Genomic DNA, 11,771 nt, shown 5'->3' with positions numbered 1-11,771 from the left:
CCTGATAACTGATAACTGACAACTGATAACTCTTTTCCGGGCTTCGAGTACCTCAACCACCGGGTAACAGATGACGTTTGCCTGATAAAGACCTCCTGTTTCAGATTTCGTTAGCCTGCCAACTGCCAACTGACAACCCATTTCAGATGTCGTTAGCCTGATAACTGATAACTGACAACTGATAACTCTTTTCCGGGCTTCGAGTACCTCAGCCACCGGGTAACGGATGACGCTAGTCTAACCACCTAACCAACTAATCACAAACCAACTAATTGGAGCAAGGAATAAAGACAAAAACAATGGGTAATTTAGATGTTTTAGCCTAATAACTCTTTTCCGGGCTTCGAGTACCTCAGCCACCGAGTAACAGTTGTCGTTTGCCTAACCAACTAACCAACTAATCACAAACCAACTAATTGGAGCAAGGAATAAGGATCAAGGAATAAAGACAAAAACCAATGGGTAATTTAGATGTTTTAGCCTGATAACTGATATTGTCTGAAAATGATTTATGAGATTGGTGTGATTTTTATGATTCTTGATGCCGTTTGCCTGATAAAGACCTCCTGTTTCAGATGTCGTTAGCCTGACAACTGCCAAATGACAACCCATTTCAGATGTCGTTAGCCTGACAACTGCCAACTGCCAACCCATTTCAGATGTCGTTAGCCTGACAACTGCCAACTGCCAACCCATTTCAGATGTTGTTAGCCTGACAACTGCCAACTGCCAACCCATTTCAGATGTCGTTAGCCTGACAACTGCCAACTGTTAACTCTTTTCCCGGCTTCGAGAACCTCAGCCACCGGGTAACAGATGACGCTAGCCTAACCAACTAACCACCTAACCAACTACCCCCCCCAACCAACTAAAAAAAAATCACGATATTTGCATTATTCTAAATTTGAGATATGCAACTGAGTCCTATACACAATTCTGAAACTATCATTGCATTAGCAACCCCATCAGGAATTGGTGCTATTGGCGTTATTAGGCTCTCTGGGCCCGATGCAATAAATTTAGTCAATTCCGTATTTGCAGGCAAAGATTTAAGCATACAGCCTAGCCATACCATACATTTCGGGACAATTAGAGATGGGAATCAGATTTTGGATGAGGTTTTAATTTCCTTGTTTATTGGTCCCAAATCATATACCCGTGAAAATGTTATTGAGATTTCGACTCATGGTTCGGCATTTATTATTGAAAGTATCATTAAATTATTGATTAGAAAGGGCGCGCGACCAGCAAACCCGGGGGAGTTTACCCTTCGTGCTTTTCTAAATGGTCAGCTTGATTTATCCCAAGCAGAGGCTGTAGCCGATTTAATTGCTTCTAACTCTCAAGCTTCCCATCAAGTGGCTATGCAGCAGATGCGAGGAGGTTTTTCGAGCGAATTACAACATTTACGTGATCAGCTGATTCATTTTGCATCCATGATTGAGCTGGAGCTCGATTTCGGGGAGGAAGATGTGGAATTTGCTAATCGTGAGGAACTCAAAGGACTAATTTATCAAATTAACCGCATTTTACACCGTTTGATTCAATCTTTTGAACAAGGAAATGTGATGAAAAATGGAGTCCCAGTAGTGATTGCTGGGAAGCCAAATGTGGGTAAATCGACCTTATTAAATGCCTTATTGAATGAAGAGCGTGCTATAGTCTCAGAAATCGCTGGAACAACTCGTGATACGGTAGAAGATGAGATGATTATTGGAGGTTTGCGCTTCCGATTTATTGATACCGCAGGAATACGTGATACAGCAGATGTAATTGAGGCCAAAGGCGTAGAACGTACTCATGAAAAAATAAAGCAGGCTAAATTAATTATCTATCTTGTTGATCCTGAGCAGGATGTAAAGGAAATCGAATCGCAGATTACTTATTTAAAGGAGCTTGAAATTCCTTTCTTAACGGTAGTGAATAAGAAGGATTTGGTGAGTAAGGAACTGGAGGAAAAGTTATCAGTTATCAGTTGTCAGTTGTCAGTTGGGTTGGCAGTTGACAGTTCTAACATAACGGTGGCTGAGGTTCTCGAAGCCCAGTTGTCAGGCAGGGAGGAGAGTGAAGAACATAAAGACAATAAAATCATTTTCATTTCTGCGAAGAACAAAATTGGGATTGAGGACTTGAAATCAAGCATTCTGGAGAAGGTTAATTTGCATAAAATCAATACGGATGATGTGCTTATTTCCAATATCCGTCATTTGGAGGCTTTACAAAAAACGGAAGAGTCCTTGAACCGTGTATTGCTCAATATTGATAATCCGATTACCTCCGATTTCTTGGCTTCGGATATCAAGCAAGCTCTTTATTATTTGGGAGAGATCACGGGTCAGGTGACTACTGATGACTTGTTGGAGACGATATTTAGTAAGTTTTGTATCGGAAAGTAGATCCTTATGAAAACCTTTGAATCTTTGGCTTAAAATCAAATCTCAAATTCTTCATTTTAAAATCTTCGAGTATCTAATAATCTTTTTAAAAATTCATTAAATTGTTAGTAGATCTCATTTCATAGATGTAAACAAAATTGTTTATATTTGTATATGTTTGAAAAGCTAGCCATATTAAAAGGATTACATCCAGGATTTTTTTTGGAGCATCAGCTAAAGAAGAAAGGGTTGAATAAAAGACAATTCGCAATTTCTTTAGCGGAACATCCGCAAACTATTGGTGCTATCACTAAAGGTAGTAGAGCAATGAATACTGCTTTATCTCTAAAGGCAGAGAAAGCTCTCGGACTTGAAGAGGGATTTTTAATGATGCTTCAGACTTTTTATGATATTGAGTCAGAAAAGAAAAAGAATAAAGAAAAGAATACTCCGAACCTTGATTTAATTCGCCCAATACTATTCTGGGATGTTAAATTTGAACAAATCGATTGGCATCAAAATAAAGAATTTATCATTGAAAGAATTTTTGAAAGAGGAAATGAAGTAGAGCGAAGAGAAATTCAAAAATTTTATGGTAAAGAGAATGTAGAAGCTATGCTCTCAAATTTATCCTCAAATAATTATATCAAGACTAAAAAGCTTAATAGTTAAAATTATGCTTTATTGGAATACGGTAAATAATACCCTCAAAGATGCGTTATTATTATTAATGCAATCTTCAATTTTTGATCAGTTTAGGCTTGTCGGTGGAACATCTTTAAGTTTACAGCTGGGTCATAGAATGTCAATTGATATCGATCTTTTCACTGATGCTCCTTACCAATCCATCGATTTCAACCAAATAGATGAATTTTTAATGGATCATTTCTCTTATGTAGATGCCTCCTTCGGAATGTTGGTTGCTAATGGAAGATCTTATGCCATTGGAAAAAGTATTTGGGACAATGTTAAACTCGATATAAACTATACAGATCCATTTATAAAAGAATTCAAGTTTGTTGAGGGAGTGAGGTTAGCTACAATGGAAGAAATAATGGCCATGAAAATGGATATTATTCAATCTGCAGGAAGGAAAAAAGATTTTTGGGATATTCATGAGGTTTTAGACCACTATTCTATTGAGCAAATGATTGCTCTTCATGAAGAGCGATATCCTTATGGTCATGATAGAGATCTGATAATCAAAAATTTAACCAATTTTAATAAAGCGGATAAGGATGTTGACCCTGAATGTTTACGTGGCAAATATTGGGAATTGATTAAGCTTGATATGTTAGAATTATCCACTTAGAAATCATCTTTGAGATGGATTCTCTGATCCATTATACGTCAGGATTCCGAAGTAAAGGTTACCAATTATTCCGATGCTAAGTACGCCAGTATTCGGTGCCAAAATAAAACTCTATATAGGCTTTGGTTCAGGGCACAAAGTTTCGATTATTACAAGGTTTTATAGAAGCATAAATCACAATTTATTAGGGTTTTTTCTTTTTCGATTTTTTTCTAAATATTTTTTACCATTTATCATCTTTTTTTGTTGTTTTTCCAGTCAAATAATTATGGAAATTTAATGATAAATTATTCATTGTTTCTTCTAAACTTGGAATAGCATCAGCATAAGCACTTCTTATTTCTCCTGTTTTTTTGTAAAATGTTTTGTAATCATAAAGTACTTTTTGTCCACTATCAATAAAAAATTGTCCAATTATATACTCAAATTTGTATTTGCCATCTTTGAAAGATATTTCTACAGAATATTCCATATTATAATTTTGCTTCATCCCAAGTGATTTATACCACCAAGCATTTTCAGCAAAACCATCTATTCTTAATTTTTCATTTTCAATTTTGGCTTTAAGTACTTTTTCAGGATTTTTGTATGTTTCCTGAACCCAATTTAATGCTTTCTTGTATAAATCTGTCGCTTTTAAACTATCTGTATTTACAATGATTGGTTCAACACCATTTGGGGTTAATTTTAGTTTAGGAAAATCTTGTGCGTAAGAAATAGTAGAAAAAAGAATTGCAATCGAAAGTAAAATTTTGTTTTTCATTTTTTTATATATTAAGTGTCTATTTGTTTTCTGTCGCTCGAAAATATCAGGTAACTCATATGTACCCCTCATAAACTCATCCCAATCCACCCCAATAAGGGTAGATATGTTTCATAATCCATGATTTAATTATGTTTACCCAAAGTAAAAATAATTAACCATAAACATCCTAAAATTAACTCGAATAATTAAATGTTTTTCATTTCTAATAGTATGTTAAAATCAAAGAAACTTTTTCAAGGAAAAAATAATTACGGCAATGAAATAATTCAATTACTTATTTAACTTGTGCGCATTATTATATTTTTTCAAAATATTATTGAAACATACAATTAATCGGATTGAGCTCTTGTGAAAGCTAATATCTTTGAGTTAATACCATGGTAGATATATTATAAATCAAATACTATGAAATTTTAAATTTATGAAATTAAAATTCGGTGATAAAGTTGCCCTTGTAACAGGAGGGGAATCTGGAATAGGAGCGTCAATTGCCTTAGAATTTGCAAGTTTAGGCTGCAATATTATTTTGACCTATTTAAATGATAAACAAAAGGGTTTGGAAATCCTAAAAAGAATACATGACAAGGGAAGCAGGTGCTTACTTATTAAAACCGACGTAAGCAATGAAGAAGATGTAAAACATTTATTTAAGAAAGCCGCTGAAAATTTCTCGCAAGTAGATTTTTTAGTTAACAGCGCAGGCATCAGAAGTGCTGATAAGCCTCTATATGAGATGAGTTTCAGCGAATTTGAAAACACTATCAGAACAAATTTATTCAGCGTTTTTCTATGTTGTAAATATTTCATTGAACATAGAGCAACAAGCCCTGGTAGCGGGAGAATAATTAATATTACGTCAATTCACGAAGATATAGTTAGTGCTGGCAAAACTGACTACTGTTCTTCGAAATTTGCAATTAAAGGATTCAGCAGGGTGTTGGCACTTGAATTGGCTCCAAAACAAATCACTGTAAACTGTATTGCACCGGGGATGATTTTAACTCAAATGAATCAGCGTGCGTTGGATGATATAAACTATAGGGTTGAACAAGAGAAACGAATTCCTTTAAATTTCGCTGGTTTACCAGAAGATGTAGCAAAAACAGCAGTTTTTTTTGCCTCTGATGATGCTAGATATATTACAGGTAGCACACAAATTGTGGATGGCGGACTAATGTTAAATAGAGTTCAAGGTTCAAAATAACGTGTAATGTTATCCAATTTAATCCCATAATCAAAAAGCTCTATACATGACATTACCATAAACAATTTTTTGTTCATATTGTATTTTTTTTTAATCGCTTATAACGTTTTGCAGCTACCCGAAGGGCGGGACTTTTACCACAAAACTTGATATGAAAAACTAATGTTTGATTAACCACAAAACTGTCTTTGGAATACGAAACCCCGCCTTTTGGGTAGGTGCTGTTATGTGCTGGCTTTTTCATTGAGCTCACAAATTGCAATAAATTTTCTTCCAAGGTCAGTAATTCTATAACCATAATTGTCAGGGTCATATTCTGCGTCTATTTGATGCCATTTTTCCTCATATTCTGAGTCCCTACCGCCTGTTTGGAATTCTTCAATAAGAATTTTAGGCGGTAATTGTCTAATGAGACCAAGTCTTGCAATGTTAGCTACTTCAAATTCTTCTATTGATAACCAAAAACCATCTTGTTCAATTTTGTCAATTTCAGCTTTTAGTTTTTTTGTTTCAGGTTTGAAATAATATTTGTCGTCATTCAATACTCGCATGGTTGCAAGTTCCTCATACTTTATGGCAAGTTCTTTTTCTTTTTGAAAAACTTCTTGAAGTGCTTCATATTCTCCAAGAGACATTTGGCTAAGGATATGAGGGAAAATTTGATTTTGAAAATTAGTCTCTGAGTCAACCATATTTACTAGCATATTCGACCACTTGTCTTGCAGTTTTTCTTCATCTTCTAACGAGGCTTTCTCTAAAAGAGGGACTAAAATTTTGATAGGAATTTCTTTTAACGAAATGTTGTTTTTCTCGATATAGTTCTTGGCTTTAAGCAAGATTTTTACTTGGTTCTTAAATCTCAGAAACTTTATATTGTCTGAAATAAGAAGTCCAACTTCTTCAATTGTCGGAGAAATAAGTTTACCTAGAAAATCCTTAGCAAGCTCAAGTCCCTTTTCTATTGTCGATGATTTAATATTTAATTCTTTGCTCATTGTTTTGTCGTTAAAACTTGCTGCTGTTATGTGCAGGCTATCAATTTATTCTATGTTTTAAATCTTCAGGATGAGGGTTAAATATTAATCCATTAATTGGAATATTATCGCGTCTACCGTGATCAATCCTGTTTTTAATGTCTTTAATAGTATTCTTCACAGCTTCTTTAGTGCCTTCAGAAGTTGCGTACGTTGGAAAAGATATTGGGATTCCATTTGGGTCTTTAGCATATCTTTTTGATAACTCTTCCCTCTCTTCTTGAGGGATATTTCCCATATCACAAATTTCATCAAAACTACTAGATACACCGACTATATGCTCAATTTCACTTCCTTTTAAATTAGTTCTAAGTATTACCTCACTTTGATAATCTCTAAAATTTAATAAAGGATAAGCAATTTGGGGATCCTTTTTGTTCAGTTCATCTACCGATTTGATGAAGCTTTCATTTTTCCATAATTCGCAAATGTTTACAATAACATCTCCTTTCTTTGGTCTTTGCTTAAAGATCATTGCAAACTTTGTATTTTGCTTTAGTAATTTTTTGAATGTTTTGGCACAATCAATATTTAAAGTCCAACTGGCAATTCCTTCAAAAAAATCATCATTAATTATAATTGGGACAATTTCACCTCCAACAATAAATCTTTTTCTGAAGCATTCTTGTTTACATACTTTAAATTCTGCGGGTAGGTTTTCACAAGCTCCAACCAATTTGTCTGCAAGTTGTCTTCTAATATTTTGATCTTCCCCCCAACCTTTTTGCCAATCGGATAGAGTTGTTAGAAATTCTCGATTAAACAATTCCAAGTAATTTGTTTTGTCCATATTTCATTTTTTAAGCTTGCACATAACTAATATATACCCCTCATAAACTCATTCCAATCTACCCCATTAAAGGTAGATATGCCGGATAAATCACAATCAATTTTATTTATCCAAAGTAAAACTAATTAACCATAAATATCCAAATATTAACTCATACAGTTAAATATTTTTTGTTTTTAATATTGTTCTATTTTTACTGGGAAATAGGGTAGGGACATTACCAAATTGAATATTTAGGCATATCTTTGCCCAAAGAAATGAGAAAAATTTATCTGATCAGATTAGCTTTTTATTCTCAATATTGATTTTTTAATCAAAAGGAAATTTTTAAGAGTATTTGTACCAATTTTGTATCTCAAGCCTTGTAACTTATTGTAAATCAGTAATATTATACTTTCTGTATTGGAAAGTAATATTTAGCATTTTAAATACATTCTTTTTGAATTTCTTTGTTTTTTAAATCAAAATTGATTTTTTATTGAAAATATTCAAAACACACTCACAAGCAACAGAAATTAATTAAATCTATTACCCCGGATTGCAAATTATTCGCCATTTAATCTTAAAATTTCATTTACCACATCTTTTGATATGCGAAAATTAGTTAAAAGTAACTTATCAATTAAAGGCTTGACCTTCGGAATAAATGAAAGTTGCTTTGCTTTGTGAATTATCCCTAATGTACCAGTCGTTTTGAACATTAATTGGGCTGCTAATTTGTGAGCTTTCAAATCATCTAATAACAATAATACATCATCAAATTCTGCGGCCAATGCTAATGCACTTGCTTCACCAAGGTCGACTTGTGTTTCTAAAAATTTTTGATATTTTTTATCTTTTACTGATTGTAATACAATCCAGTCTGGTAATTTTTCTCCAAATTCGGAAGCAATTTCGGGGGTAGTAAAAATCTCTCCATAAACTTTTTGCAAAAGATCTAATTCGTTTATCTTATGAAGAAGAATTAATGTACTTGTATCGGAAATTACTATTCTAAGCATTAGCAATATCTAAATGCAGGTCTTCAACAGAACTACTAAATACTGAAACACCATATTTGCCTAATACTTCAAGGAATGCTCTTTTGGTAAGTCCAGCCATTTCTGCTGCTTGTCCTGCCGTTAATTTAGCATCTGCGTAAAGCTTTGAAGCAATAATCATTGAAAAATCAAAATCATTCAAATCGACGCTATCTGGTATATTTAATTGAACTATTTTCATTTTTATTAATTTTACTCAAAAATAATCATTTCAAATTAGAATCTCATCCTGTTAATTTTTTGTTTTTTATGGACAGCAGTTCACATCGTTGCGTTTACATCTCCACCACCAACTAATCATCAAAAAATGTAATAATAACCAGGGTTAATAACTTTAATCTTTTGTTATCCGCGTAATTTATTCTACATCCTCCTTATACTTAACATAAATCATCAAACAAACCTTATCCATTGCCTTAAAAATTTTAACATCTAAATCGGAAGCATTGCTAATGCTTGTTAAAGTTAAAACAGCATGGTATAGCATCTCATTATCTTGACTTGCAATACGTTCTATGAAATTGATTGTATTGCTTCCATTTGGAGATTCTGAAACGATTATTTCTTGTGTATCCTTATCTATTGCAAATAATATATTCTGACTCATAGCGATTTAAATTGCTTTTAAATTATTAATGTGATTGACATGTACCATCAGAACTTGTTGTCATTCTTTTGCATCTTGACCCTTTTTGTGTTGTTCCCGTGCATCGTGTTGAAGTACCTTTAGATTTTGTGCTGGTAGTTTTGCCATCACAACAATCTCTTCCCACTTTCCTGTCATGTACCTTACAATAACAGCTATTTGATTTACTCCGGTTGCACTTCTGACAAAGCAACTGAATATTTGATGCATTATTCTTACCACCACAAGAAAATGGAGTGATATGATCATATTCTAGGTTTAGTGAACTACCACAACATTGACACCTGCCACCATCTCGTGCAAAAACAATCTTTTTTGTTGTAGCTGATATATATCGACTCTGAGAAAAACTACAAAGACTAAATAAAAGAAGGGTTATGATGAGGGATAGTTTTTTCATTTTTTGAGGTTGGTTTACAAAAACAAATCTAATTAAATAATTATTTTCTTTTTGATTAAGTTCATAATTTTAGTCAGCTTATAACTTTACATTACGTTTATTTTTGTCAGTTTAAATACTTACATTTGTGTTTTATTTGTTAGTCTTTAAGCTTACATTTATGAAAAAGAAAACATTGCAAATTGAGCATCTCGATAGAAAAATGCATGAATTTGTTGAGATAAAGAAAATTATTCCTCCGCCAATAGGATGGATTAAAGCCATTCGTACGTCCTTAGGCATGTCATTGCAGCAATTGGGTAATAAAATCTCTATCACTAAGCAAAGTGTGATGGATATAGAACGTAGAGAGCAATTAGGTACCATTAGCCTAAAAACCTTGCGTGAATCTGCCAATGCTTTAGATATGGAACTTGTATATGCTTTTGTCCCGAAAGATGGCTCCTTGGATGCCTTAATTGAGCGTAAAGCTAAAGAGCTTGCTACCGAAATTGTTATGCGTACCTCCAATACGATGAAATTGGAAGATCAAGAAGTGTCTGTAAAGCGTATTCAAAAGGCAATTTTTGAAAGAACAATAATTATTAAAAATGAAATGCCTAAAATTTTATGGGACTAACCTTTAAATTAATTTATTAAGCCCCAAACCATATTATTGTTACAATTCCCAAACAAATATCATAAATACTTGACAATCAATTAATTATATGTTTTTAATTAATTGATTCATTCCTTTTTTTAGCTTTCTTATTGTTTCTACTCTAGTATTTTCTTATATTTCAGTTTAAAATTTAAAAAACACGATGAGAACAAAGCATTTTTTATTTTTTGCAATCTTATTCTTCGGAATGGCTGCAAATGCTCAGCAATCGGCCACAAGCTCGGGCAAACCTTATAGTTATATTATTAAAGGTGGCCATGTAATCGACGCTAAGAATAATATCAACGAAGTAATGGATATTGCCATTACCGCAGGATCTCGCGCTCAAGCAGCTCGACCAGCAAGTGCAAACAGTCCGGCGCTCCCAGCAGTACCCGCTACAGAAGGTAAAGTGGCAATGATTGCAAAAAATATTAACGCTGATCTTGCAGATCAAATTATTGATGCTAAGGGACTCTATGTAACTCCTGGTTTGATTGATATTCACGTTCATTTTTTCTGGGGACATGATGGTTCTTATTTAAAAAATGCTGCTACTGCATTACCTGCTGATGGTTTTACTTTCCGTAGTGGCGTAACCTCTGTAGTTGATGCGGGATGTACCGGATGGAGAGATTTTGAACTCTATAAAAAGCAAACCATTGATGCTTCTAAAACTCGTGTAATGGCCATGCTAAATATTGTGGGTACAGGTATGGATGGTGCTGGAGAAAACAATATCAATGAAATGGATTCTAAAAAAGCTGCTGAAATGGCTATGAAGTATCCAAAAGATGTGGTAGGTTTCAAGCTAGCACACTACAGCGGTCGTACTTGGGAGCCAACAGATCGTTTAATTGAGGCAGGTCGTTTAGCTAATCTACCAGTGATGGTTGATTTCGGTTCCGCAGATCCTTTCTTACCTCTAGATTCATTATTTAATGTGAAATTCCGCCCTGGCGATATCTATACCCATGCTTTCGGTGGAAATGGTACTAGCAGCCCTAATGGTAGAGAATCAATTGTAGATATGAATGGTAAAGTAAAGCCATTTGTTTATAAAGCTCGTGATAGAGGTATTGTATTTGATATTGGTTTTGGTGGTGCATCTTACCTATATAATCAAGGTGTTCCTGCTGTTAAAGCTGGCTTCTTCCCAACTACCATCAGCTCCGATCTTCACACAGGAAGTATGAACGGTCCGATGAAAAGTATGGAAAACCTAATGGGATTATTCATGGCTACAGGAATGCCGTTAAAAGATGTGGTTGCCGCAAGTACTTGGCATCCAGCAAAGGCAATTAAGCGTGAAGAATTGGGTAACCTTTCTGTAGGCTCTGTGGCTGATATTGCAATCTTTAAAATTAATGAGGGTCAGTTTGGCTGGCCAGTTAGAGGTGGTAAAATTGAAGGGACAAAAAGATTCCAAACAGAAATGACCATCAGAGATGGTAATATTGTTTATGACTTAAATGGTATTGCTCAAGCTGCGGGACCAACTGCAGTAAAATAATTTTCAATAAAAAATTTAAAGGTGCTTTTCATTCGGAAAGCACCTTTTTTA

Annotated in this window: 14 protein-coding genes; 6 read left to right on the top strand and 8 right to left on the bottom strand. The window is 34.1% G+C overall.

Annotated features, from left to right (window positions below; translation table 11 throughout):
- Nucleotides 1–435: 435 nt before the first annotated feature.
- Nucleotides 436–768, bottom strand: a complete 333-nt coding sequence (locus tag QZ136_RS07270) for a hypothetical protein (RefSeq protein WP_291401940.1) — start codon at nucleotides 766–768, stop codon at nucleotides 436–438.
- A gap of 143 nt (nucleotides 769–911) precedes the next feature.
- Between QZ136_RS07270 and mnmE the strand changes: the two genes are divergently transcribed.
- The 3 genes from mnmE (at nucleotide 912) to QZ136_RS07255 (ending at nucleotide 3,687) form a co-directional block, all read left to right on the top strand.
- The gene (gene mnmE / locus QZ136_RS07265; RefSeq protein ID WP_291401938.1) at nucleotides 912–2,396 is read left to right on the top strand and encodes a tRNA uridine-5-carboxymethylaminomethyl(34) synthesis GTPase MnmE; all 1,485 of its coding nucleotides are present in this window, start codon (nucleotides 912–914) and stop codon (nucleotides 2,394–2,396) included.
- 153 nt (nucleotides 2,397–2,549) lie between these two features.
- Nucleotides 2,550–3,047 (top strand): plasmid maintenance system antidote protein, encoded by a 498-nt coding sequence (locus tag QZ136_RS07260; RefSeq protein WP_291401936.1) that lies wholly within the window; start codon nucleotides 2,550–2,552, stop codon nucleotides 3,045–3,047.
- Between the two features lie 4 nt (nucleotides 3,048–3,051).
- Nucleotides 3,052–3,687 (top strand): nucleotidyl transferase AbiEii/AbiGii toxin family protein, encoded by a 636-nt coding sequence (locus tag QZ136_RS07255; protein WP_291401934.1) that lies wholly within the window; start codon nucleotides 3,052–3,054, stop codon nucleotides 3,685–3,687.
- 223 nt (nucleotides 3,688–3,910) lie between these two features.
- On the opposite strand, the gene QZ136_RS07250 is transcribed toward QZ136_RS07255, so the two are convergent.
- A complete protein-coding gene (locus tag QZ136_RS07250; RefSeq protein ID WP_291401932.1) occupies nucleotides 3,911–4,450 on the bottom strand; it encodes a DUF4468 domain-containing protein in 540 nt (179 codons plus the stop codon).
- A 424-nt stretch (nucleotides 4,451–4,874) separates the two neighbouring features.
- Here QZ136_RS07250 and QZ136_RS07245 point away from each other — a divergent pair, with 424 nt between their 5' ends.
- Nucleotides 4,875–5,657, top strand: a complete 783-nt coding sequence (locus QZ136_RS07245; RefSeq protein WP_291401930.1) for an SDR family NAD(P)-dependent oxidoreductase — start codon at nucleotides 4,875–4,877, stop codon at nucleotides 5,655–5,657.
- A 224-nt stretch (nucleotides 5,658–5,881) separates the two neighbouring features.
- On the opposite strand, the gene QZ136_RS07240 is transcribed toward QZ136_RS07245, so the two are convergent.
- The 6 genes from QZ136_RS07240 to QZ136_RS13445 form a co-directional block, all read right to left on the bottom strand.
- Nucleotides 5,882–6,652 (bottom strand): Abi-alpha family protein, encoded by a 771-nt coding sequence (locus QZ136_RS07240; protein ID WP_291401928.1) that lies wholly within the window; start codon nucleotides 6,650–6,652, stop codon nucleotides 5,882–5,884.
- Nucleotides 6,653–6,692: 40 nt separating this feature from the next.
- Complete coding sequence (locus QZ136_RS07235) at nucleotides 6,693–7,481, bottom strand: hypothetical protein (protein WP_291401926.1); 789 nt, start codon at nucleotides 7,479–7,481, stop codon at nucleotides 6,693–6,695.
- A 545-nt stretch (nucleotides 7,482–8,026) separates the two neighbouring features.
- A complete protein-coding gene (locus QZ136_RS07230; protein WP_291401924.1) occupies nucleotides 8,027–8,482 on the bottom strand; it encodes a DUF3368 domain-containing protein in 456 nt (151 codons plus the stop codon).
- Complete coding sequence (locus QZ136_RS07225) at nucleotides 8,475–8,702, bottom strand: UPF0175 family protein (protein WP_291401922.1); 228 nt, start codon at nucleotides 8,700–8,702, stop codon at nucleotides 8,475–8,477. Before QZ136_RS07225 ends, QZ136_RS07230 begins: the two co-directional genes overlap by 8 nt.
- A 177-nt stretch (nucleotides 8,703–8,879) precedes the next feature.
- A complete protein-coding gene (locus QZ136_RS07220) occupies nucleotides 8,880–9,128 on the bottom strand; it encodes a hypothetical protein (RefSeq protein ID WP_291401920.1) in 249 nt (82 codons plus the stop codon).
- 25 nt (nucleotides 9,129–9,153) lie between these two features.
- The gene (locus QZ136_RS13445) at nucleotides 9,154–9,567 is read right to left on the bottom strand and encodes an HNH endonuclease (protein ID WP_363244987.1); all 414 of its coding nucleotides are present in this window, start codon (nucleotides 9,565–9,567) and stop codon (nucleotides 9,154–9,156) included.
- 160 nt (nucleotides 9,568–9,727) lie between these two features.
- On the opposite strand from QZ136_RS13445, the gene QZ136_RS07210 reads away from it, so the two are divergent.
- Together QZ136_RS07210 and QZ136_RS07205 are read left to right on the top strand one after the other, a co-directional pair.
- Nucleotides 9,728–10,186, top strand: a complete 459-nt coding sequence (locus QZ136_RS07210) for a mobile mystery protein A (protein WP_291401915.1) — start codon at nucleotides 9,728–9,730, stop codon at nucleotides 10,184–10,186.
- A gap of 184 nt (nucleotides 10,187–10,370) precedes the next feature.
- On the top strand, nucleotides 10,371–11,720 hold the full coding sequence (locus tag QZ136_RS07205; protein ID WP_291401913.1) for an amidohydrolase/deacetylase family metallohydrolase: 1,350 nt from the start codon (nucleotides 10,371–10,373) through the stop codon (nucleotides 11,718–11,720).
- Nucleotides 11,721–11,771: the final 51 nt, after the last annotated feature.

Origin of the sequence: Daejeonella sp. (assembly GCF_017495225.1) — a bacterium.
In the GTDB taxonomy this organism is placed as follows: Bacteria; Bacteroidota; Bacteroidia; order Sphingobacteriales; family Sphingobacteriaceae; genus Daejeonella.
This window is presented reverse-complemented; position numbering and strand designations above follow the sequence as displayed.